This window comes from Cellulophaga sp. F20128 (assembly GCF_023015805.1).
Lineage (GTDB): Bacteria > Bacteroidota > Bacteroidia > Flavobacteriales > Flavobacteriaceae > Cellulophaga.
In genome coordinates, this window is the sequence record NZ_JALKBA010000007.1 from 42992 (window position 1) to 68964 (window position 25973).

The window sequence follows — 25973 nt, forward strand, 5'->3', positions numbered from 1 at the left end:
ACAGCATCCAAAGGACATACCTATGGCAATCATAAAACCCTCCTAAATTTAGTAGTATACCTTTAGTGTATACGTTGCAATACTGCATAAGTAAGCTGTTAAAAAAATAGCAAACACATACGATATCAACCCATTGTGGGTAAGAAATCTAAATTTTTATGCCTCAATTTTCTTACTTTTACACAAAGTACACAATACAGAACTCGGTTTATTCTTAGAAAAAGCACTTCAAGTGTAAAGAAATCCGTAGGAGTTTTCAGCTATTTTCCGGAACAATCGGAAATGTAAAATTGAATCCTTCATTGTGTTTCTTTATAACTAACCAAGTACATATGACCATAGGAAAACATAATTTTGTCAAGGAAAATCAGATACCTACAAGTTTTTTGGCGGGGATAGCGTCATACGAAGGTGTTGTAAATACCACTAAGTCTTATGTTTAAATTCTTCCGTAGAATACGCCAAAGCTTTCTACCTGAAAGCAAATTAAAGTCGAGTATGCAAGAGCTAGCAAAGCTCAAGGCAGATTTGGAAACTAAAGATGCCTATAATAGAATTTTCATTGAGCAAGCCCCAACTGCAATTGCCATGCTGGACAACAATATGAATTATTTAGCAGTGTCTCAGCGATGGATTTCAGATTTTAAAATGGAAGACAAAGAGATTATTGGCCGTTCCCACTATGATCTCTTCCCCGAAATAGGAGATGCTTGGAAAGCAAATCATCAAAAATGCCTGCAAGGTGCTACTGACACTTGTGATGAAGCTCCTTTTGTTCGTGCTGATGGATCCGTACAATGGATTTATTGGGATGTACGCCCTTGGTATATTGCAAAAGACACTATAGGGGGTCTTATTATGCATACGGGCGATATTACCCACCTTAAAGACAAAGAAGAAGAACGCGTTCGTATTGAAAAAATCTTGGATAAAACGAATGAGGTTGCCCGTATTGGAACTTGGGATATCGACCTATTAAAAAATGAAGTTTTTTGGAGTAAAATGGTTTGTGAAATCCATGAGGTTTCGCATGATTATACACCCAATTTAGAAACTGCCATCAACTTTATTAAGAAAGGAGAGAGTAGAGATACCATTGAAAAAGTAGTTCAAGAGGCCATTATGAATGGTACGCCCTATGATGTAGAAGTAGAACTGGTAACAGCAAAAAATACGATTATTTGGGCACGTGCTATGGGACAAGCAGAAATTGTAGACGGTCAATGTATTCGCCTATATGGGGTTTTTCAAGATATCAATGAAAGAAAATTATCGCAACTAGCCCTAAACAAGGCGCATACAGAATTGAAAGCTATTTTTAATTCCAGAGCGGTAGCCATTGTAACAACGGATACTGATGGTATTATTAGACAGTTTAATCACGGTGCAGAAATTCTAACTGGATATACTGCTTCTGAAATGATTGGATTGCAAAGACCAAAAAAGTTTCACCTAAGAGAAGAATTAGACAGGTTTATACTTGACGTAGCAAAAAAATATGACAAAAATCCAAAGGGGTTTAGTCCACAATTGGAAATGTCTAAACACAATGCATACGATACCCGTGAATGGAATTACCTTAGAAAGGATGGATCTACATTACCCGCTCTTTTAACCTTAACATCTATGAAAGATGAAGAGGGTAACCTTATTGGTTATTTAGGGGTCTCTACTGATATTTCTGAAAAAAGAATTGCTCAGAATGAACTAGTTCGAAAAAATCAATTATTAAATTTTGCCGAAGAAATTACATTGATGGGCAACTGGCAATGGGATACTGTTGCAGACAAAGTGGAATGGTCTGATAACCTCTTTAATATTTTTAAGCTCGATAGGGACATAGAGCGCATCCGTTTTGACACCTATTTTAATTTTGTACATCCTGATGATAAAGGTATTGTATCTGAGTATTTTGATAAGACAAAAGAAGAGAAAAGACTTAATAAATTTACACATCGTATCATCGCAGGAGATGGTCAATTGAAATACATTCAGCTTCTTGGTGAGGTCATTACCAATGATGAAGGAGCGGTAATTGAAATGATAGGTACCTGCCAGGATATAACTACCATTAAGGAAGCTGAAAAAAAACTACATGAAGCACACTTGCAATTGCAGGCCATTTTTAATTCAGGCCCCATAGCCATTGTATCTACAGATCTTGACGGTGTTATTAATCATTTTAACCACGGTGCCGAAGTTTTAACCGGATATTCTGCCTCTGAAATGATCGGATTGCAAAAACCGTTTATTTATCACACTGAAGAAGAGCTAACTCAATTTACAAAGGATATTGCAAAGAGATACAATAAAAATCCTGAAGGTTTCCATCCACAATTAGAGTTAACCAAACAAAATGAATACGATACCCGGGAATGGACTTATATTAGAAAAGATGGCTCTACATTACCAGTTCAACTAACTTTAACAGGAGTTAAGGATGAAGGAGGTAAGAACATAGGTTTTTTAGGGGTTTCAACGGATGTTTCTGAAAGGAGAAAAGCAGAAGACGAACTCTTACGAAAAAACTATTTGTTAAACTTTGCCGAGAAAATTACAATGATGGGCAATTGGCAATGGAATACCCAAACCAATAATGTAAAATGGTCTGCGAACCTATATACTATTTTTGGCGTCAAAAAAGGCACAGCCATAACCTATGATACCTATTTTAGTTTTGTACACCCCGAAGACAAAGAAAAAGTCACGAATTACGTACAGAATGCCATTGCAGCCAAAAAAAAGAACTTAGATTTATTACACCGCATTCAACTAAAAGACGGGACTATAAAAACCATACAACTCCTAGCTGAAATTATTACCAATAGTCTGGATGACATCACCGAATTTGTTGGGACTTGCCAAGATGTAACAGAGCAGAAAATGGCAGAAAACAAATTCAGAGGGCTGTTAGAATCTGCACCAGATGCAATGGTTATAGTGAATGAAAAAGGAAAAATACAACTCATAAATAAACAAACTGAAAAATTGTTTGGATACAATGCCAATGAATTGTTTGGAAAATCTGTTGAAATTCTTATGCCACATAGGCTTACAAGTACTCATACCACACTTCGTGAAAATTTCTTCGCGAACCCTAAAACAAGAGGCACAATTCCGGGAGCAGAGCTCTTTGGAATTCATAAAAACGGACAAGAAATACCAATACAAATAAGCCTTAGTCCTTTCCAAACAGAAGAAGGGTTGTTAGTCTCTGCCGCAATACGTGATGTTACAGAACAAAAAATAACGCAAGCAAAAATAATTAATGCTAAAAATGAATTAGAATCCTTAGCTCAAAAGTTAACCATACAAAACGATCAACTGGCCGATTTTGCACACATTACCTCTCATAATTTAAGAGCCCCAGTAAGTAACCTTAATTCTTTACTCGATTTTTACAATAACTCTGAAAGTGAAGACGAAAAAATCATTTTATTTGAAAAATTTGAAAAGGTTATTCATCACCTTACAGGAACATTAAACACCTTAGTTGAATCGTTACGGGCTAAAAATGTGAGCTTAGAAGATATGGAAGATGTTTCTTTCGAAGAAGTTTTACACAAAACTAAAGAAATATTAGGCGGCCAAATTATGAATACAGCTGCCGTAATTACAAGTGATTTTTCTAAAATCGGTAAAATTAATTACAATAAAATTTATTTGGAAAGTATTTTTCTTAACTTGTTGAGCAACTCCATTAAATACAAATCGGAGGCTCGTGTACCAGTAATACACATTGAATCTGAGATTAATAATGGTAAAATAACACTGAAATTTAAGGATAATGGCTTGGGCATTGATTTAAAAATGCACGGCCATAAATTATTTGGATTAAACAAAACCTTTCACAGACATAAGGACGCCAAAGGAGTAGGATTATTTATAACTAAAACACAAATTGAAGCTATGGGAGGTACCATAAGAGCCGCTAGCAAAGTTAATGAAGGCACAACCTTCTACCTAAATTTTAATTAAGACCTATGCAAAAAAACCCTATTAATATTTGTATTGTTGACGACGACGATATTTATCAATTTACAATCATTAAAACATTAAAGTCGTTTAATTTACCCAAAAACATCATCGCTTTTGCTGATGGCGAAGAGGCCTTAAACTTTATGTTAGATAACTTAGGAGAAGACGCTAAACTCCCAGATGTTATCTTTCTAGATATTAATATGCCTATAATGGATGGATTTCAGTTTATGGATGAATACATTAAAATAAAACCCAAGGTAGGGAAGCCCATTACTATTTATATGGTCTCTTCTTCAGTGGATCCCGTAGACATTGAACGCGCAAAAAACATCAGTGCCATTTCTGATTATATTATTAAACCAATACGGCAAGGGCAATTGAAAACTATCCTCGAGAAATTGGAAAAAAACATAAGATAAATAATGCCTTAGTAAAAGGCACTAATACCATCAAATAGCAGAGGAAGAATACATACCGGTTATCATCATAAAATAGGGTACAAACTCTAATTGAATACGCAACTTAACGACAACAACGGTTATGGAAGCATCCCCGCAGTTAAGAGAATGTGCTTTTCGCTTTTAAATTCTTCCCATCCCCAGTTTTTTTACGAATAGCTAAAAACAATAACACCCAATGTCTTTTTATTATAAAAGAGACAATTTTTGGGCGTGTAAAACACACCATATAACCTTAATTCATTGAACTGATTATAGTTAATGTTAAAAATTAAAATTATAATTGTATCTTTTTTCTTACTTTTGCATTGTATTAGTAAGAAAAGTATTACCTTTTAACTTAAATTGCAAACCTAATTAAGAACTTAAAATTCAAAAAACTATTTTAAAAGGTATCATGAACGCTCAAATAGCAGCCGAAAATGTATGCTGAAAATAGGTTTTAAACGATTTTAATCCTCTTTTTACACTTAATAAGATTATGAAAATTGAAACCGTATGTATTATTGATGATGATCCCATTTTTGTTTATGGCACAAAAATTTTATTGAATTACAACAGCAGTTTTGGTTCTTCTGTTATAGTGCATGAAAATGGAAAAGAAGCCTTAGATGATCTTAGCGCCACAGTGAAGTGCGGAGAAAAACTGCCTGACATTATTTTCTTGGATTTAAACATGCCCATTATGAACGGATGGGAGTTCTTAGATGAATTTACAAAGTTGCCTATGGAAAAAAGACCTAGGGTATATATTGTGAGTTTTTCAATAGATAAGCAAGACGTTCAAAAAGCATATACCTATGAAATTGTAAAAGACTTTATTGAAAAGCCTTTGTCCTTTGAGATACTGACAGACCTATTCAAAACTATTGAAGCAGAATATGAAGCAGAATTTTCACTGTAACTGAGGTATTTTTTTGCTTAATTGAGCGCTACATTAGATATGGATGACCATCTTTTAAAACGGTCTTTCAAAGCCCGACTTTTTTTAAAACTCAAAAGCTAACTTTTCATCCCAAATTAATGAATCACTGGCATAGCACCCATTTCCATTTCTAATATGCCTCCTTTTGTTATTTCCTGATGTGTTATCCAATACCGGTCTAACGGCTTGCCATTTAATCGCATGGATTGAATGTAAATGTTCTCCTTAGAATTATTATTAGCCATAATTGTAAAGGTTTTCCCTGAATAATACTTGGGATCCAAATTGATTTTTATTTCATTGAAAACTGGGCTTGTAATCTGATATTTGTTATCCCCAGGAGCAATAGGATGAATCCCAATAGCTGCCAACACATACCAAGCAGACATTTGTCCCACATCCTCATTCCCACACAACCCATAGGCATCAGTTCCATAGGCATCCCTACAAATTTGTCGCGTTATTTTTTGGGTTAAATGCGGCACCCCAGCAGTGTTCAACATAAACGGTACGTGATGCACAGGTTCGTTAGGGTGATTGTAATAATTGTTCCATAGAAAATCATCTGGAGTATTTTCAAAAAAGGAAATCAATTCGTTTTTATAGGCTTCCTCTCCTCCCATCAATGCTTTAAGTCCGTCTATATCATGAGGTACAAACCAGCCTTGTTGGTAGGGATTGCTTTCAATACTACCTTGCCCATGTACTGTTTTCCCTTTCCAATCTAACCAAATCCCTGCACTATCTTTTGCTCTAAACCAATTCACTTCCTCATTCCAAATGTTCTTGTAATTTTCACTTTTCTTTAGATACTCTGCTGCTATTTTAGTTTTCCCTAAAGAGTTTGCCAAGGTCCCTAAAGCCCAATCTGAATACGCGTATTCAAGGGTTTTGGAGATATGATTATTAGAATACCCCAATTCTCCATTCCCTGTATGGTCTACCGTATTCTTAGCATAAGTAAATGCTTTTTCCACATCATAATTTCGAATGCCTTTTTCATACGCATCTACGATTACGGATACCGCTGGGTTTCCTATCATACAACCAGAATAGGAGTTTAACATTTCCCAACGAGGTAAATATTCCCTGCCACTATATTCTGCCATTTGCAACAAAGAATTAATTTCATCATTTACCAAAGTAGGATTGATGATTGTTTGCAGTGGAAATTGTGATCGGAACACATCCCAACCACTAAAAATGGTGCGGTAGGTAAAATTTTTGGTTTGATGCACTTTCTTATCGGCCCCGATATAATTTCCATTGACATCAGAAAAAGTTCTAGGATCTATCATGGTATGGTACATGGCCGTATAAAAAATAGTTTTCTCTGTATCAGTGGCTCCAGCAACCGACACACTTTGTAAAGCCGTATTCCAACTTTCACGAGATTCTTCTCGGGTTTTATCAAAATCCCAATGGTCAATGTCATGTTTTAAATTTTCTTTAGCACCAGCCATATTTACAAAAGAAATTCCGCTTTTCACCAATACTTCCTCCCCTTCGGTTGTACTAAAATTGCTAAAAAAGCCCAAATGGGCACCTTGCATTTCGGTTACACCCGTATGAATTTCAGCATTTTTAACTGCTAATTGATACTCATCTTGACGTATAAATTTCATTTTTCGAGGCACATCAGGTAGCTGGGCACTCCAAATACCATAATCCTTTAGGGGTTTGCTAAACTGACAATAGAAATACACCACATAATCTGCATTTCCAGCCCCAGCACCCCAACCACCACCTTCGGGCGGACATTTCATCCAGCCTTGAATGGTGTGCTCATCAACTACTTGGATGTATTGCTCTGTTGATGTACCACCTACTCTACGCGAAAGATCTATCTGAATTCTAGAGCTGTCATTTTCTGGATAGGTAAACCTAATAATTCCGGCCCTAGGTGCCGAGGTAAGTTCTGCCTTCACCTTGTAATCGTCTAAGGTAACTGCATAATACCCAGCCTTCGTAATTTCAGTATCATGTGTAAATCGTGAGCGATAGCCACTTTCTGGATCCTCTGGAACACCCCTATTGGTTTGTAGTTTTCCGGTGGTAGGTGTAACCAAAAAATTTCCCAAATCTCCAAACCATCCTACCCCACTCATATGGGTAAAACTAAAGCCTTCCATCGTTGGGTGTTCGTAAGAATAACCAGACCCATTATCCCCACCCGTAAAGGTGTCCGGACTTAATTGCACCAAACCAAATGGAGTTGCTGCACCTGGAAAGGTCTTGCCAAAGCCATGGGCATCTTTTGATTTTTTTCCATAGGTAATTGCTCCAATTATTGGATCGATATAATCTACAGCTTGCTTTTTATTTGCGTTTTTATCTTGACTTTTATCAGCACAAGAAAACAGCATTAACACAAGGAGTGCGCAACAAAAGTTAAAGCACCTTATTTTCTTCTTTTCAATTATCACATCAATTTTATTCATATAATTTCGTAGACTCTATGGTATTTACTTTACTAAAAAAAAGCATTATGCAACACCTATTATTTTAATCGCAACTCCGTAATTTCCCCTAGCAATTTCCCATCCTTCGTAAACAAGCCTGCTTTTAAAAGGGTTTTAGCCCCCACTCTAAAATCACCCTCATATTTTATAGCCTTAGCCGTAGGCACATCGCCATTGGTGGTATACAAAATATCATAGCCTATCGTTTCTGTTTGCAAATACACAATAGCCTGGTTGTGCAATTGATCTATGGCATAGGAAGGGTATACGCTATACATGCTACGAGCATAATTCACCTTATCGCGCTCTAATCTTTGAAAATGGTTCATTTCTAAAGCAGTTTGAAACCGCTCCCAACTCTTAACTTTAGGTGAACTCCACGACACCTCAGCACTTGCCAATGTTCTAGGGTACAACATGTATTCACTGTGGGTTGCAGTTGGTGTAAACTCTGCCCACAAACAGGCTTCATTTCCTAAAACTAGGCTAGCCTCTGCCGCAGTTAACTCCGCTGGCATGGGCTCATGATTGTATACTTTTGATAATGGCAATACCACGTTTGGCCCTTCTGGCTCCAACAAGGATGGCCCTTGCACCTGACTGATATAAGAATAGAGATAGGAACTCATAATGGTGGGATACCCTTCTTTAGGGGCTTGTAATTGAGGGGAATGATTGCCCCTACGCCAGGCCATAATAGTTGCCCCTTGGGCGCCTTTACCACTTAAAATTTCGTCCCAACCAATCATGGTCTTTTTTTGAGCCCTTACTATTTTATTTACTTTTTGAATAAAATGACTTTGCAATTCTTCTTCATCCTTTAAGCCAAAATCCTTCATAACATTTTGACAATGCGTACATTTTTTCCAATTGGATTTATTACATTCATCGCCTCCAATATGGATGTATTGGGACGGGAATAATTGGGCCACCTCCTTGATTACATCCTCCAAGAATTCATAGGTAGATTCTTTTCCGGCACATACAGCATTATCGGGGGCCTTACCACCAACCGCTACTTCAAAATTTGCATCGGTTTCTCCATCATAACAAAACAGTTCTGGATAGGATGCCACCAAGGCTTTGCTATGTCCAGGCACATCTATTTCCGGGATAATTTCCACATTCCTAACACGCGCATATTCAATAACCTCTTTGATATCTTCTTGGGTGTAAAAGCCACCTACCGTTTTTGGCTCATCTGCCGTTGCTGCCGTTCTTGACCACCAACTTATTCCAGTTCTATCTGCTCTCCAAGCCCCCTTTTCTGTTAATTTGGGATACTTCTTAATTTCGATGCGCCACCCTTGATCATCTGTTAAATGCCAGTGAAATTTATTCACCTTATAGGACGCTAAAATATCGATCTGTTTTAATACAAATTCTTTGGTTTGAAAATGACGCGATACATCTAACATTAAACCACGCCATTGAAACCTAGGATTATCTTTTACCACCATGCTAGGAATACGCATAACTTTGTTTGTGCCAAGTGGAATGGCTTGCCGCAAGGTTTGAAAACCATTAAAAAAACCGGCATATCCTTTGGCTTGAATGATAATTTTTGAAGGGGTAACTTCCAAAATATAGCCCTCTTCTGCAATTTGTGGATTCGTAGATTTTTGAAACAGTATATAGTTCGTCTTCCCTACTTTATTAGCGGTTGAAATTTCTATATGAAGTCCCGCATCAGCAACCATTGTTGACAAAACATACGGTTTTAAGTCGGCCACAACTTTTTTGGGCATGAAAATCATGGTAGTATTCGTCAGCATAAAATGACCAGAATGCCTAACAATCGATTCTGGTTGTGGAATAAAATGCAAGCTATCTTTTTCCGTTGCATTGGCTACAAAAATTGTTACTAGGATTAATAGATTTGTAAGCACTCTTTTCATTGATTTCTTCCTTTACTGTTTCTACCTACTCTCTAATCCTCCTAATGCGTATTTGCTTTAAGATTGGCATCATAATCCGTTAACATTTTTTGTAATTTTTGTACAATTTTTGGATTTTGTTCTGCCAGATTATTCGTTTCAGACATATCTAATTTCAAATTGAACAATTCTATTTTCTCCTTGACCTTCCGCAATTTCCAATCTCCTTGTCTCACGGCTTCAAGTATTGTATCTTTATAATAATAAAAACCCTTTTTTATATGGGGAGATTTCGCTCTTTTCTTACCTGACAACAAGGGCCAAATATTTTTTCCATCCATAGGTTTTTCTGAAATCTCACTATCCGTTAGGTAGGCCAAAGTGGGTAAAATATCTATGGTAGAGGCAACCTCAGAAGAAACCGTTCCTGCGGCTATGGTTCCTTTCCATTGCGCAATCATTGGAACGCGCATACCACCTTCATAGGTTTGAAACTTAAACCCTCTTAGCGGTAAGGCACTGCCTCCTTGTTCATCTTTAAGGTTCCAAGGCCCATTATCGGATGTAAAAATAACCAGTGTATTCTCGTCTATATTTAATGATTTTAAAGTTTTTAAGATCTGACCCATACTCCAATCTAATTCTTCAATAACATCACCATACAATCCCCTTGCGCTTTTTCCTTTAAATTCAGGCGAAGCATATAAGGGTATATGTGGCATGGTTTGGGCTACATATAGAAAAAACGGATTGTCTTTGTTATTTTTAATGAATTGAACAGCATCTTCTGTATACCGTTTGGTCAATGTAGACTGATCTACAGGATATTCTACCACCTCATCTTGCCGCATTAAGGGCACCTTACTTTTGCGCCACTTCTCTTCACGAAGGCTATCAATCGTCATACCTTCCTTGAACACTATATTTTCTGATACTTTAAAATTGCGATTCACAGACATATCATTACTAAATGGTATTCCAAAATACGAATCGAAACCCTGTGCTGTTGGCCAAAATTCTGGTTTATCTCCCAAATGCCATTTACCGATACAAGCGGTTGCATACCCTTTTGTTTTAAGCATATCAGCAATAGTAATTTCCTCCTGTGCCAAGCCACTATCACTATAAGGCCACAACACCACGGGTACACCAACACGTGGTGGATAAGAACCCGTTAGGAGCGCAGCCCTGGAAGGAGAACAAACCGGGGAGGCCGAATAAAAATCGGTGAATTTTATGCCGTCAGCTGCCATTTGGTCTAAGTGGGGTGTTTTTATAAGCGGAGATCCAAAAACACCTACATCTTGATACCCTTGATCATCCGTAAAAAATATAATAACATTGGGTTTCGACGGTTTTTTTTGAGCTCGCACTGACAAATTACAGCTTAAAAAAACGGTCAGTACTACTGTGATCAATTTCATATGGATTTCTTTTAATTATTTTTTAGTGAGTTGGCCATCAAATTGATAGGTTTTCCCTTTTTTGGTTTCAAATTCAATACGCTTGTTTTTGTATTCCAAAATACATGTCCCTCCATTTTTTGAAAGCACTTCAACCTCTTGCAAAACTGTATTTTTCCATCGGAAAGTCAGTTCAAATCCGCCTCTGGCTACAATTCCCGAGACACGACCATTTGCCAATGCATCCGGCACCGCAGGTAATAATGTTATCTTACCTAAATGACTTTGCAACAACATTTCTAGAATTCCTGAAGCTCCTCCAAAATTCCCATCAATCTGAAAAGGAGGATGTGCATCAAAAAGATTAGGGTATGATCCGCCTTTATTTTCTCGCAAAGGTTCTTCTGCCGGACTTAACAATCCGTGTAATAATTTATAGGCTCTATTGCCATCCAGAAAACGTGCCCAAAAATTTACTTTCCAAGCCAAACTCCAGCCAGTACCATTGTCGCCTCTGTATTCTAACGATTGTTTGGCAGCTTCCATTAAATCGGGAGTTTCTTCATAATTAATTCCATTTCCCGGATATACGGCCCACAAATGAGACACATGCCTGTGGTGGTTTTCTGGATTGTCTTTATCCTCTAACCACTCTTGCAATTGCCCGTGTTTTCCTATTTGGTTTGGTGCAATCTTAGGAAGCATTCCCCGTAGTTTTTTTGAAAATTCTACGTCTACCTTTAAGATTTCGGCCGCTTCAATATTGCTTTTAAACAAAGCTCTAATAATTTGATGATCCATAGTTGGCCCTGCTACCAAACCACCAATTTCAGGGGAGTTGGAAGGGGTACTAATTAAATAACCCGTATTAGGATCTTTGTATAAAAATTGTGAATAAAAAAGGGAAGCATCGCGTAGTAACGGATAATATTCTTTTAAAAACGCTATATCTCCCGTAAATAAATAGTGTTCCCAAATATGTGAGCTAAGCCACCCACCCGCAGAAAGCCAAATACCGTGATGGGATGCGTTTACAGGAGCAGCACCACGCCATATATCAATATTGTGATGTACTGCCCAACCTTCAGCACCGTAATGCTCCTTGGCTACAATCTTTCCAGTTTTTGAAACATCGTCAATAAAGTCAAATAAAGGTTCATGGCACTCACTTAAATTGGCAGTTTCTACAGGCCAATAGTTCATTTCTAAATTAATATTACTGGTATAACTGCTGAACCAAGGCGGATTCAATTTATCATTCCAAATACCTTGAAGCGTAGGGGGTTTACTTCCCGGTCTGCTGCTCGCTATCATTAAATAACGTGCATACTGCACATACAAGGAAATTAATTGTGGATCATTTTCTGATTTCCAAAAATCATAAATCCGTTTATTGGTTACCACAGCCGATTGCCCATTATCGCCAAAATCGATTTGAAAACGATGAAACAAGCTTTGGTAATCTTTAGTGTGTTTTGCTTTTATTTTTTTATACGATTCGGTACCAACCTTTGCTAAAATTTCTTTTACAATTTGATCTGGATTCCCGGATACATCATTAAAACTTTTGTAATTCGTTGCTGCAGACAAATAGATCGTAGCTTTTGAAGCATTGGTGATTTTTAGTTTCCTATTTACCGCTTGTAGTTGTCCATTTGTTTGTACAGTAATAGTAGCCACTCCTTTTAAAACCCCATCTTTTACTTTTACCTCTAGGGTTTGGGATGTACCACTACTTTTCACCGCCTTTGTATCATGAACAGCATCTAACCAAATGTCAAAATTCAATGCTTTTGACTTACTAGCGCTAAGGTTTACAGCAATGATCTGATCTGGAAAACTAGCAAGGACCTCTCTGGTATATACAACCTCTTTTACCTTATAAGAAACCGTACTAATGGCATTTTCTAAATCTAAGACTCGAGTATAATCGGTATACGTATCATGCTCCAAAAAATCGATATACAAATCGCCAAAAGGTTGGTAGGGCACTTGTTTTAGCGGTTCGCTCATAAACTCTTTTTGAGCTAGATTTTGGGCTGCTAGCTGCTTACCTTCTGTTAGCAACTGACGTATTTCTGCCAAGTAGGCACTAGCGCCTTTATTGGAGTAATCATGGGGTTTACCTGCCCATAAGGTTTCTTCGTTAAATTGAATGTGTTCATAGGCCACACCTCCATAGATCATAGCTCCCAAACTTCCATTACCTACCGGAAGTGCTTCTGTCCACACTGAAGCAGGTTTATCATAAAACAATCGTAGATCATCTTGTGCTTGTATCGATTGTAAGGCGAAGCCACAGCATACAATTAGGGCTCTCAATAATAATTTGATATTCATTTTTAGTATTTAATTTTATGTTGATTTATACCAACAATTACCATTTATCCAGAAGGACTCTAGGCCCCAATTTCTGTTTTAGTCGTTCCAATGTGCCTTGATGATGGCATGTATTTCTTCATTTTCGGGATCTGTATCACCCAATAGCTTTCTTTGGGCTAAAATCTCACCCTTCATTTCCTCAATGATATCCTTATATTTTGGATCTGTATACGCATTGCGCAGCTCATGTGGGTCTGCTTCCAAATCATAGAAATCCCAAAATTGCGTAGGCTGTTCTTCTTCCGAATATTTGTTTACTTTCAATCCGTTGCCATAGAAAAAGGCCAATTTGTATCGATCTCCTCGAATACCAAAATGTCCTGGGCGATCTTTGGAGTGTTGCGAGTACCTATAGTACCCATGTTTACGCCAATCTGAAGGCGTATTCCCTTTTAAATTTTCCCGAAAACTATGCCCTTGCATAGTTTCTGGGTAGTCTATACCTCCATAATCTGCAAAGAGGGCAGAAAAATCTACATTTTCTATAATATCTTTATTTCGAGCCCCAGCAATAACCTCTTTTGGGTACCGAATTACAAAAGGCATGTGAATGGACTCTTCAAAAATTAAGCGCTTATCAAACCAACCGTGCTCTCCTAAAAAATAGCCTTGATCTGCGGTATAGATAACAATAGTGTTCTCTGCCAAGCCTGATTTGTCTAGATAATCCAGGATCTTTCCAATATTATCATCGATTGCAGCTCCACAGCGCATAAAATCTTTTACAAATTTCTGATAGGTTTTCATGCGTGCTTCATCGGCACTTAAGCCTTCTACAGAAAAAGGCAACTCCGGGTAATTCATAAAATCTTTTCGCAATTTTGGATTTGCGGTAGCATCCAAATAGCGTTGTTGTAAATTATCTATAGATTGTCCTTTAAAGGACCTACCTGTAGTTGCTGCATCATTATCATAAAAAGATGCAGGTACAGGAATATCAACGTCCCGATACAAATCACTAAAACGTTCCGGATAATCAAAAGGCTCGTGGGTTGCCTTAAAATGGCACATGGCCATAAATGGTTTTGACTTGTCTCTATTTTCAATCCATTCTGTAGTCATTTCTGCAATAATATCGGTACTAAAACCTTGGTATGGCTTCCCTCCTTTGGAGTAATCTTCCCAATTCTCTTTGGTTTTCATCACGGGATTCCAATACTCTCCTTGCCCCGGTAACACACAGTAATAATCAAAACCCGCTGGCTCTTGTTTTAAATGCCACTTTCCAATTACTGAAGTTTGATATCCCCCAGTTTGAAACAATTTTGCAATATTATTATACTCTGGCGATAAGCCCGCACCCAAGGTGGTAATCCCATTTACATGACTGTATTGCCCTGTAAGAATGGTTGCGCGACTAGGAGTACAGATAGAATTAGAAACCAAGCAATTTTCAAGTACCGTGCCTTCTTTGGCCAAACGTTGAATATTAGGCGTGTGCACATAATCTTTTAAAACCCCACCATAAATTCCCCAAGCCTGGGACGTATGATCATCAGACATAATAAAAAGAATATTAGGTCTTTCTGGTTCCTTAGTCAGTTCCTTTTTAGCTGCTTCTTTACAGCTTAGGACTAGGACCAATAGTCCACTGAAAAGACTTAGTATTTTAAAATTTACAGAGAATCCTTTTAGATATTTAACACTCATAATTGACAAACTTAGATTGGATACGATTTTAGATCTATACGCTTGTAATTTACTTGGATTCATTCTATTATCCAAATACAAAATTCAAATATCGTATCAGACTCTGAAACAATTATTTTTTCGCCTAATGCATCATAAAAGGCCAGCGATTAGTTTATCACAAAATTGAAATATTAAAAACCCTTATTCTACAATTACTTTTATGATATTCTCTCCTTTTTCAAGTAAAAGTGTTGTTTCATTTTTATTAAGCTTCTTGTTATTGTGCGAAATTTTCAATGCATTATCAGGGAGCACAAATTCTGCTTCCATATTTTCAGGTAGTTCAATTTTATAGGTAGTTTCATTATCTTCAATCTTATGTTCCGCAGTGATAGCACCATTTTTTGTAGGCACTTTTATCTTGGAAAAAGTTAAACCACCAAGTTGTGGTTTTATTTGCGCAATATCAAAACCAGGCGTTAAGGGTGTAATTCCCCACATATATCTTGTAATCACATTCAAAGGAGCCGTTCCCCATGCATGGTTCCAATCGGCATTGGGTTTGTATTTTACATCCCAAGCTTCCATAGCCATTGTAGAACCTACCCGAATCATATTCCACCAATTGCGATCACCCTCAGTATTGGTTATAAGTTCTGTAGCGTATAAGGCCTCTCCGTTTTTAAAAAGTCCTTCCAATAAAAATTGTGCGCCATAAACACTACAGGCCATACCTCTAGATTTAACAAAAGCTGTGACCGTTTTCACATGTTCTTCTGGTACTAAATCAAAAGCCAAAGGAAACATATTGGCATGTAAAGAAGAATGACTTGAGCCAATACCGTCGGTATAAATGCCAAGTGTAGCATCAAACAATTTATCGTTGATAGCTTGTTTTGTTATTGCGGCTTTATTTTTAAAAAGGATGGCATCTTCTTTTTTATTAAGGTATCCTGCAATTTCTGCCATTAATTTAAGGTTGTAATAATAAAATGAATTTACTGCTGTATTGGTATCCACAATCTCATAGCCATCTCTTTCACCTTCTGGAGTAGCCAGCTTCCAACCTGTGTCCTTCTGCGCTGGTGGCCAATCAATAATATCTCTAATTTTTGTATTCGCTTTTTTGAAACCAAGTTTCGAAACTAATTCCTGGTTTAGTTTGGGCGACTTAGAACTTATCAATCCATCGCTCCCTTCTAAATCCATCAAGGTTTTTATTTTTAAATCATCATAATGCTTTTGTAGTGGCCCAAGATCTCCTGTATACATAAAATCTGCATAAAACATCAATACTGTATGCAGTAACCATTCTGTTGGCCAAGTTGGGTTTTTTATAAAATAATCATTGGTCCTAGTTGCCATAGTATACTCACTATCTACACTATAATGGCTCAGCTGATTAATATAAGCATCTGCTTCATAGGGTATGCGTTCTCTGTCACCATCTACATAATACCCTGTAAAACTGGTTGCCTTAATAGTGTGTTTACACATATCCCAAATAGAATCCATAACCACACTAGAGGATGAAAAGTAACTTGCGGCATCATTAAATTTATAGTGTACTGCTTTTTGCTGTATCTCAATTGCTTCAATGGGTACTTTTAAATTCTCAATTTCAAGATAGCGGAAAGGGATAATGGTTCCCAAACTGTCTGGCAGCATGATAGCGGCTCCTGTTGTATTTCTTTCGTAGGGAACGAGCTCCACAGTGGTTAACTGATTTTCCCTTAGATTTTCTACGGTTACTTTTTGATACCTGATATTTTTTCCAGGATCGTCATCTATCGCAAATGTGGCTTTTAATTTTTCCCCTAACTGAACAGTAAGTGGCTCCGTTTGGGCTACTGAAGATTGCATCTGGACTGTACCAAAAAAAGCCCTACCAAAATCGATAAAATAATGACCCTCTTTTATCTTTGTAACCTTTTTTGGGGTTATTAAGGAGGTTTGCAACTCAATTTTGTCAATTGTTTTTTGAGCCACAAGGGACCCCATAACAATAAAAAAGAAGATGCTTATATACTGTTTTTTCATGCAAATTAGTTTTGTTTTTTTGAGTTCATACCAATTAAAAAAAACGGGTATTTCTCATTTCCCGATTCATTCAATTAATAGTGCAATAAATATATATAAATTTTGAAGAAATACTGTCCTGTACTATGCTGCTTATCATAAACGGCAACTAGTAAGCTTACCTACTAGCCAAAACTATTCAATATCGGTATGCAATTGTATGCTGTAAAAAAAAATTCCTACTTTTAAACACATCTAACTAAATTGAATTCCAACAATCACCAATAGCATTTTTAACGTTATGAATACAACAATTAAAATTTTAGCCTTACTCTTAATTTTCACTACTACTAGTATAGCGCAAGACAAACCCATAGATTATGTGAATCCTTTTATTGACACCCATGACAGTCGCTGGTTCTTTTTTGCTTCTGCCAGTCGCCCTTTTGGTATGGTAAGTCTTAGTCCAGACACTGCAATAAAGGGCAGTTGGAAAAGTGGTTATATTTACGATAGCCTTCATGTTAGATCATTTAGTCATATTCACGCTTGGCAAATGGCAGGTATTCCTGTAATGCCCACCACCGGAAAACTAAGGAGTCACCTAGGTATGGAGGAGACAAAATCGGCCTTCTCCCATGAAACTGAAATTGCGCAAACGGGATATCATAAAGTGGTTTTAGATGATTACGATATTACTGCAGAGTTAACCTCAACACAACGAGTAGGCTTTCACAGATATACGTTCCCAAAAACGGATAGTGCCTATATCAATTTCCATACTGGCGCATTTTTGGCCCATGGCGATGTAGATTCTTCTTATGTTAAAAAAGTAAACGACTATGAAATAGAAGGCTATTCTCTTATTGGCAAAACGGGCCGCCGACCTAAACCCACCTATGTTTATTTTACAGCAAAATTAGATCATAAAATCAAAGAATTTGGAGGTTGGGAAGATCAAAAGCTTCTTCCACAAGCCAATGAAGTCTACGGTAAGAACAATGGTGCCTATTTGCGATTTAAAACCAATAAAAAACCAGTACTACTTAAAGTAGCCATATCCTATACAAGCATAGAAAATGCTAGAAAAAATATGGATGCAGAACTCTCAGGATGGGATTTTGACAAAACGGTAGCCGAGTCTAAAACGGAATGGAATGATATGCTTTCGCGTATTAAAATATCTGGAGGAACTAAAAAACAAAAAATTAAATTTTATACAGATTTATGGCATTCGCTTTTAGGGCGAAAAATAGTAAGTGATGTTGATGGCACCTATTGCGATATGACGGGACCAAAGCCTTTAATTAAACAAGTACCCTTAGACGAAAAAGGCAAGCCCATTTTTCCGCAATACAATTATGATGCTTGGTGGGGAAGTCATTGGACTCTAAATGTATTATGGTCTATGGTGTATCCTGAAATCATGGATGGCTTTTGTAGTACTATGGTAAATATGTACAAAGATGGCGGATTAATCCCTAGAGGACCTTCAGGCGGTAATTATACCTATGTCATGATTGGTGACCCTTCGTCTTCATTTATTGCAACTGCATACAATAAGGGCATTCGAAACTATGATACCAATTTGGCCTATGAAGGTTTGTTAAAAAATGCCTACCCTGGCGGAATAAGGGACCGTGCAGGATACGAACACAACGATAACCCTACCGGCGGCGGTATGGAATATTATGTAGAAAGAGGCTATGTACCAGAAGGCTTAAAAGGCAAGGGTGGCCATAAAGATGGGGCTTCTATGACCTTGGAATATGCCTATCAAGATTGGTCCATTGCTCAAATGGCAAAAGCAATGGGTAAAACAGATGATTATGAGCATTTCATGAAGCGTTCAGAAAATTATCGCAATTTATGGAATCCTGAAACTGGCCTTATTCACCCTAAAAACATTGACGGCTCATGGATTGATGATTTTAGTCCCATTGCAGAAAAATTCAATACCAAGGGTTTTTGCGAAAGTAATTCTGCCATTTACTCTAACTATGTACCACATAATATGGACGGTTTAATGGGTTTGTTTGGGGGTAAAGAAAAGTATACGGACTTCCTAATTAGCTCATTTAACAAGGCAGCTCCAGAACGCTATATAGCCGCACATGGCGTACACGCAAAGAGTTGGGTAGATTATGAAAACCAACCTTCCTGCCAAATGGCACATTTATTTAATTTCAGTGGTGCTCCTTGGCTTACACAAAAATATGTACGGGAAGTAAAAGAAGTAACTTTTGGAGACATTACACCTTATGGAGGTTATAATGGTGATGAAGACCAAGGACAAATGGGCGCTTTGGGTGTCCTTATGGCTATTGGCCTTTTTCAAATGGATGGCGGGGTTTCTATAAATTCACCGTATGATATAACTTCACCAATATTTGATAGTGTTGAAATTTCACTACATCAAAATTATTATCCAGGTGAAAAATTTACCATTGTTACACAAAACAACTCCGCTAAAAATGTTTACATCCAATCTGCAAAATTGAATGGAAAAAATTGGGACAATTGTTTTTTTAAACACGATGTATTTGCCAATGGTGGAAAATTAGATATAGTGCTTGGTGATCAGCCGAATAAAGCTTGGGGAAAAAGATAGTCCGGACTAAACCTAAAAAAATAAACCCGCAATATAAGTTGTATATATGCGGGTTTACTATTGTATTCAATTTTACCTATAACGATTGTCTTTCTTTCGAAAACAATTTTTCGTCTGGTTGCTCAGGAAGAGTCTTTTGCCAATCTTCAATTTTAGCAATCAAGTTTTTTACAATTTCGGTATGGGTATCTTTTACATCTGTTTGTTCATAAACGTCTGTTGTAATATCATAAAGCTCCACATAACTCAAATCATTATTTGCCGTGAGTTTCCATTTTTGATCTACTACAGCATAAGATACCCAATGATCGGGTTTATTTTTATTTGCTGGCCAACTAGCGCCTATTTTCCAAAAAAGTGGTTTGGTGCGCAAAGGATATGATTCTCCTAACAGGGTAGCAACTTGACTAATTCCGTCTGGTTTGTAGGCTGTAGGTAAAGCTACACCGCCTATTTCACAAAACGTAGGTAGCAGATCTACAGCAGAAATCAAAGAAACAGCATCAATAGCTCCTGCCTTTATTTTTCCAGGCCAACGTGCAATAAAAGGCACACCTATTCCGCCTTCAAAAAGCGAAGCCTTATAGCCTTTTCGTCCACCAGTGATCCCCTTAGAAGCGCCAACCCCAAAACCTGCTCCCGTAGCCGAATCAAACATCAGTTTTAAATCTTCAACTTTGGTAGCGGCCCTAGCCGGCCCATTGTCCGAACTAAAAATTACTAGTGTATTATCGGTTAAACCCAATCGATCTAAGGCATCTAACACCTCTCCTATTCTATCATCGGCATGCGATAACACAGAGGCATAAATATTATCTGCTTCTGATAAATCAGGAAAACGCCATTGGTATTTGGGAACCACATGATGTGGGGTATGTGGCTCATGCACCCATAAATTGATAAAAAAAGGCTTGTTTTCTTGCTTTGATTCTTCAATAAAAGCAATGGCGTTAGCCGCATCTTCATGTACCGGCATTTGCTCACCAGAACTATTAAATGCTCCAAAGGTATCATACCCATAGGTGCCTGGCGAAGGTGAATCGGGAATCATATTATTAGAAAGGTGCCATTTCCCAAAATGTGCCGTTGCATAGCCACTCTGTTGCATTAACCTTGGCAGTAGTGTGGTTTCATTGTCTAACCAATCTGGCATATTTCGTTTGGCATTACTAGGTACCCAAGCAAAATGACCATCAATATTATGGCGAGCCGGAAATTGACCTGTTACTACTGCAGCTCTACTCGGCGAACATACACCACTTGCCACAGTAAATCGTTGAAAATCGGTGCCTTCTTTTACAAGTCTATCAATATTCGGTGTTTTTACATAAGGATGACCATGAGCGCTTAAATCTCCCCAGCCCCAATCATCTGCAAAAATAAATACAATATTAGGTTTTGTGTCTTTCTTAGTATCCATTGCCGTTGGCTGTTCGTTTTTACAGCCTTGAAGCAATACAACAAAAATAAAGCACAATTGAAATAGATTGGTTTTTTTCATACTAACAATTTAATGAGTTCCATACATTACAAATCTATACAATCTGCACCGTTTTAACGGTGCTTAAATCTATCATACTATTTCTCAAATCGACCATAATTTAGCAATAATGAAAGAAATGAGTTAAATTTTGATAAAATAGAGAAAGTAAACCCCTTAATCTTATTCTAAATTTACCAATAACTAACACACAACTAATGCGGACTTTTCAAACACACTTCATCCTTTTCATTTTTCTACTACAGGGAATAGCTTCATTTTCTCAAGAACTCCATTTTTCAGCAGCACCTGAAAATTACCAATTGTATGCTCGTGATTCATCAAACACGGCTACGGTACAAATTTCTGGTGCCGTAAATGGAACCCCTGATTTTAAGCAAATGACGCTAAAGGTATTTAAAGATGGTGATTTAATAGACGAGAAAATAACTGCATTAAAAGACAAAAGGTTTTCGCTTGCAACTAAAATAAATGCGGGCTTGCATCAGTTTAGATTTGAGCTCTACCTTCAAAAAAAATCAAAAGACAGTCTTTATCTCACCGTAGACAATGTTGTATGTGGCGATGCCTATATTATTTCAGGCCAATCCAATTCCCATGCCAGCAGTAGCGAATCTAACTATAGTAGTCCGTTTTGCAGAAGTTTTGGTGTTAAAACGGGTTTTGAATCCTATTCCGAGGAGGATAAAAAAGTGCGTTGGGGCTTAGCAACCGGTAACTTAAAAGATCTAAAAGGAATTGGTGGTTGGTTTAAGAAAAATCCATTTGGTGTTGGAGTTTGGGGAATGGAGCTTATGAAACTTTTGGTTGAAAAGCACCAGGTTCCCGTTTGCATTATTAATGGCGGCAGTGGCTCTTCATCCATAGAGCAAAATATGCTTTACCCAGAAAAACCATCTTTAGACACCAGTTTTGGAAGGTTAGCTTATCGTGTTGACCAAGCGGGTTTAAAGGATAAAGTTAAAGCCATAATGTGGCATCAAGGGGAGTCTAATGCCAACACCCAAGAAAGTTATGGTGGGTACGCTTCTAATTTTGATATTCTTTTAAAGGATTGGAAAAGTTTGTATACCGGTTTGGAGAAAGTATATTTGTTTCAGTTGCATCCAGGATGCGGACGCACTTCGGAAGGGTACAACGCAGAAATGCGAGAGGTACAAAACCAATTAGCCGAAAAATATAAAATGGTAGATATCATGTCTACCATTGGTGTACCGGGCCACGACGGCTGCCATTTTTCCCATGAAGGATATTTAGCGTTTGCACGGCAACTGTTTCCATTGGTTTCTCGTGATTTCTACGGAGAAAGTGCAAATTATTCCATTACACCGCCCAAATTATTAAATGCTACCTATGACAATCCGAAACAATTGCGATTAACTTTTGATCAGCCTGTTTTTTTAGAGGAAAAAAGGGAAGTTAACGGGAAGGTTCACTACCTAAAAGATCAGTTTTTCCTTAGTGAAAAATTAGGTGCAACAAATATTCCGGCCATTGTTAAAAGCATAAAAAGCGATCAAAACACACTTGTACTCTCTATGGATAAAGCATCTAATTACAAGTTCATCACCTATTTACCAAGTAAATTTTACGCAGACACCAATGAAATTTATAATGGTCCCTGGTTATTTGGCTCTGAAAATAAAATAGGGGCTTTAAGTTTCCACCAAAGGCCTATAGCTAACCCTAGCGATCTCCTACAAAATTCACAATCATTATGGCATGGCTATACAATGCTTAATGGGACACGAAATGGCGTTAACTATAAGGTGGTATTTCCTAAAAAGGAAAATAAAAATAGGGACTGGATATGGAGGGCTCGTTTTTGGGGCCATGAACCCCAAACCGATATAGCGCTTTTAGAGCAAGGTTTTCATGTAGCCTATATTGAAGTAGGCGGACTTTTCGGGAACGAAAAAGCCATTAAAATTTGGGATGATTTCTATGCTTTTATTACTGACACCTATAATCTAAATTCTAAAGTGGTCTTGGAAGGTAAGAGCAGGGGCGGGCTAATCATTTTCAATTGGGGAAATAGAAATGCTGAAAAAGTGGCCTGTATTTATGCAGATGCACCCGTTTGCGATTTTAAAAGTTGGCCCGCTGGAAAAGGTAGCGGAAAAGGTTCGGAACAGGCATGGGCAGAATGCTTAACCCAATATGGCTTTTCGGAAGATGTGGCCCTACAATTTAATGGCAACCCAATTAGTCATATGGAAAATTTAGCCAGTTATAAAGTCCCAATTCTAGCTGTTGTTGGTGATGCAGATGATGTTGTTCCTGTTTCAGAAAATATAGCCTTGGTACAAAAACGATTGGTTTCTCTGGGCTGGGACCTAGACATTATTCACAAGCCTAAGGTAGGCCATCATCCGCACTCTTTAAAAGACCCAAAACCCATTGTAGATTTTATTTTAAAGTATACTACTAATTAATTGAAGCGTACAATGAAACAACTATCTGTAGGTCTTAAACCGTTTTTATTTGTCGTTATTCTTTGCATTTTTATTGGATCATGTTCCAATAAAGCTACGCAAAAAACTACAGCAATCTATGTTTCAGTTGCTGGTGATGATACTGGTGATGGCAGTATCACAAATCCCTATGCTACACTTCTGGAAGCTGTAAAAGCCTCCCGGAATTTGCGAAAATCTGGAGTTCATGATCCTATTGTCATTTATTTAAGAGAGGGACGTCATCAACTAAACCAAACCTTAGTGCTAGGATTGCTAGACGGGAGACCTACGCAATCCAATACAGGGTCCTTTGACACATATGGGGCAGGTGAAACAAGTCTGCCTCCCTATTTAACCATTGCATCTTATCAAGAAGAGCAAGCCGTGGTGAGTAGTGGAGTACCCATTACCAATTGGAAGCTCTTGAACAATATACCGACTGAACTCCCTATAAATGCGGCTGGAAAAGTATGGGTAGCCGATATGCCCAATACACTTGATAAATTCTATACACTTTATGATGGTGAGGGACGATTAAATCGCGCTAGAGATAAAGGATTTGCACCCACAAAACGAGGAGATAAAAGAACCCTTTATTTTCCTAAGGAAACTTTAAAAAATTGGAGTAATCTCAGTGATGTAGAAATTAACATACGGCCTTCTAGAGCATGGGCTATTAACATGCTCCCTTTAGCTTCGGTTAATGTGGCTGAAGGCATTGCGAAAACCGGAGTAACTGCTACCTATGACTTAGGTCCGCTTCCTGCGTGGGTACATACAAAAGACGGGGCTACCGCCTGGGTTGAAAACACACTAGAAGGTCTTAATGAACCTGGGGAATGGGTGGTAAATACAAAAACGAAAAAGGTGTATTTGTGGCCTAAAAATCCCGCAAAAAATGGTTCTCCTGAAGGGATTTTGGCGCCAAGTACTAGTGAACTTATTAAGGTTGAGGGGACTGTTGATTACAATGGCTCTACGGATACTCCAGTATCCGGAATTGCCTTTAAAGGCCTAACTTTTTCTCATGGAGACAGATGGGGCTGGACCACTGATGAGAGTCGTTTGGGATGGGGGATGCAACACGATTGGGATATGTTTGACAGACCTACAGCTATGCTGCGTTTTCGGGCAGCCGAAAACTGTGAGGTTACCGATTGTAATTTCATAAATTCCGGAGGCTCAGGAGTGCGATTAGATTTGCATGCGCAACGCAATCGCATTGAAAATAGCGAATTTGCCCATTTGGGTGAGGCCGGAATTCTCCTTGCCGGTTATGGCCCTGGTACAAAAAACGTTAATCATCACAATGATATTATAAACAATCACATCCATCATTTTAGTGAAATAACTTGGCATTCTCCCGGAATATGGGCCTGGCAAAGTGGCCATAACCATATGGCACACAATTACGTACATCACAGTGGGTACGCGGCTGTGCTCATCACAAATAGGGTTGAGCCTGATAGGTCTTTAAACGGAGAAGGAGGAAGAACTATTCGTCAAGATGAAATTCCTAAACAGATAAAAGACAGCACTAAAGAAACCTATGAAAACTGGAAGGTACGTGAGAAATACAATCATGCGAGACACAACCTTTTTGAATATAACGAAATTACCCACGCCGTTCAAAAGCTTTCCGATGGAAATGCCATATACGTTTCTGGTGCAGGCACAGGAAATATTCTTCGATACAACTACATCCATGATAATTTTGAGCATTCTTTTCCAGCGGCAATTCGTTGTGATGACGACCAGCACGAAACTCTTATTTACGGAAACGTACTGTATAACAACTATGGATTTTCTGCTGGAATTGCTTCCAAAGGGGTCAACGATATTATCAATAATTTTATTATACAGCCTTTAACAGCACCTAAATGGGGTTATGTTAGTTTTGAATGGGTTAGTGTAAAAGGATCAAAAGTGCACCACAATATTATAATTCCCCACCCTGATGGTGGCAATGCACATGGTGAACGACCTATTGCCAGAAGTGAGGACGGAGCTCCTTTCCTCGTAGAAACGGAAATGGACTCTAATCTTTATTATCATCCAACAAATCCGAAATGGATGGATAGACACTTTGATAAAATGCGTGCAGTAGGCAAAGAGAAAGCAAGTCTTTTTGCCAATCCAATGTTTATAGATGTTAAGAATAAAAATTTTGGCTTTAAAGAAGGTAGTCCGGCTTTAAAATTAGGCATTGAACCTCTTGATGTGTCAACTATGGGCCTTCTAAAAAAGAACCACTGAATCTAGTGAT

The 25973-nt window shown here is 37.8% G+C and carries 13 protein-coding genes; 6 read left to right on the forward strand and 7 right to left on the reverse strand.

The genetic code is table 11. The features are described 5' to 3' along the window. The first annotated feature begins 498 nt into the window (after positions 1-498). The 3 genes from MWU65_RS08805 (at position 499) to MWU65_RS08815 (ending at position 5343) form a co-directional block, all read left to right on the forward strand. Positions 499-3978 carry a PAS domain S-box protein gene (locus MWU65_RS08805; protein WP_247077087.1) on the forward strand — a complete coding sequence of 1160 codons (3480 nt, stop codon included), beginning with the start codon at positions 499-501 and terminating at the stop codon, positions 3976-3978. 5 nt (positions 3979-3983) lie between these two features. Beyond that, entirely contained in the window at positions 3984-4400 is a 417-nt protein-coding gene (locus tag MWU65_RS08810) for a response regulator (RefSeq protein WP_247077089.1), read from the forward strand. Positions 4401-4920: 520 nt separating this feature from the next. Next, complete coding sequence (locus MWU65_RS08815; RefSeq protein WP_247077091.1) at positions 4921-5343, forward strand: response regulator; 423 nt, start codon at positions 4921-4923, stop codon at positions 5341-5343. Positions 5344-5459: 116 nt separating this feature from the next. Here the strand turns inward: MWU65_RS08815 and MWU65_RS08820 are convergent, their stop codons facing one another. The 6 genes from MWU65_RS08820 to MWU65_RS08845 all read right to left on the reverse strand — a co-directional run bounded on the left by MWU65_RS08820 (position 5460) and on the right by MWU65_RS08845 (position 17160). After that, positions 5460-7805: a GH92 family glycosyl hydrolase gene (locus MWU65_RS08820; RefSeq protein WP_247077093.1), complete on the reverse strand. Its 2346-nt coding sequence runs from the start codon at positions 7803-7805 to the stop codon at positions 5460-5462. 59 nt (positions 7806-7864) lie between these two features. Further along, positions 7865-9724, reverse strand: a complete 1860-nt coding sequence (locus MWU65_RS08825) for a family 20 glycosylhydrolase (RefSeq protein ID WP_247077095.1) — start codon at positions 9722-9724, stop codon at positions 7865-7867. A gap of 41 nt (positions 9725-9765) precedes the next feature. Further along, complete coding sequence (locus MWU65_RS08830) at positions 9766-11127, reverse strand: sulfatase (RefSeq protein WP_247077097.1); 1362 nt, start codon at positions 11125-11127, stop codon at positions 9766-9768. A 15-nt stretch (positions 11128-11142) separates the two neighbouring features. Next, positions 11143-13446, reverse strand: a complete 2304-nt coding sequence (locus tag MWU65_RS08835) for a glycoside hydrolase family 95 protein (RefSeq protein ID WP_247077099.1) — start codon at positions 13444-13446, stop codon at positions 11143-11145. Positions 13447-13524: 78 nt separating this feature from the next. Then, on the reverse strand, positions 13525-15138 hold the full coding sequence (locus MWU65_RS08840; RefSeq protein ID WP_247077101.1) for a sulfatase: 1614 nt from the start codon (positions 15136-15138) through the stop codon (positions 13525-13527). 183 nt (positions 15139-15321) lie between these two features. Next, on the reverse strand, positions 15322-17160 hold the full coding sequence (locus MWU65_RS08845; RefSeq protein ID WP_247077103.1) for an alpha-L-rhamnosidase C-terminal domain-containing protein: 1839 nt from the start codon (positions 17158-17160) through the stop codon (positions 15322-15324). 280 nt (positions 17161-17440) lie between these two features. On the opposite strand from MWU65_RS08845, the gene MWU65_RS08850 reads away from it, so the two are divergent. Beyond that, the gene (locus MWU65_RS08850) at positions 17441-19750 is read left to right on the forward strand and encodes a GH92 family glycosyl hydrolase (protein WP_247077106.1); all 2310 of its coding nucleotides are present in this window, start codon (positions 17441-17443) and stop codon (positions 19748-19750) included. A 76-nt stretch (positions 19751-19826) separates the two neighbouring features. On the opposite strand, the gene MWU65_RS08855 is transcribed toward MWU65_RS08850, so the two are convergent. Beyond that, a complete protein-coding gene (locus MWU65_RS08855) occupies positions 19827-21251 on the reverse strand; it encodes a sulfatase-like hydrolase/transferase (protein WP_247077107.1) in 1425 nt (474 codons plus the stop codon). A 197-nt stretch (positions 21252-21448) separates the two neighbouring features. Here MWU65_RS08855 and MWU65_RS08860 point away from each other — a divergent pair, with 197 nt between their 5' ends. Both MWU65_RS08860 and MWU65_RS08865 read left to right on the forward strand, forming a co-directional pair. Beyond that, entirely contained in the window at positions 21449-23686 is a 2238-nt protein-coding gene (locus tag MWU65_RS08860) for a sialate O-acetylesterase (RefSeq protein ID WP_247077109.1), read from the forward strand. Positions 23687-23698: 12 nt separating this feature from the next. Beyond that, on the forward strand, positions 23699-25963 hold the full coding sequence (locus tag MWU65_RS08865) for a right-handed parallel beta-helix repeat-containing protein (protein ID WP_247077111.1): 2265 nt from the start codon (positions 23699-23701) through the stop codon (positions 25961-25963). Positions 25964-25973: the final 10 nt, after the last annotated feature.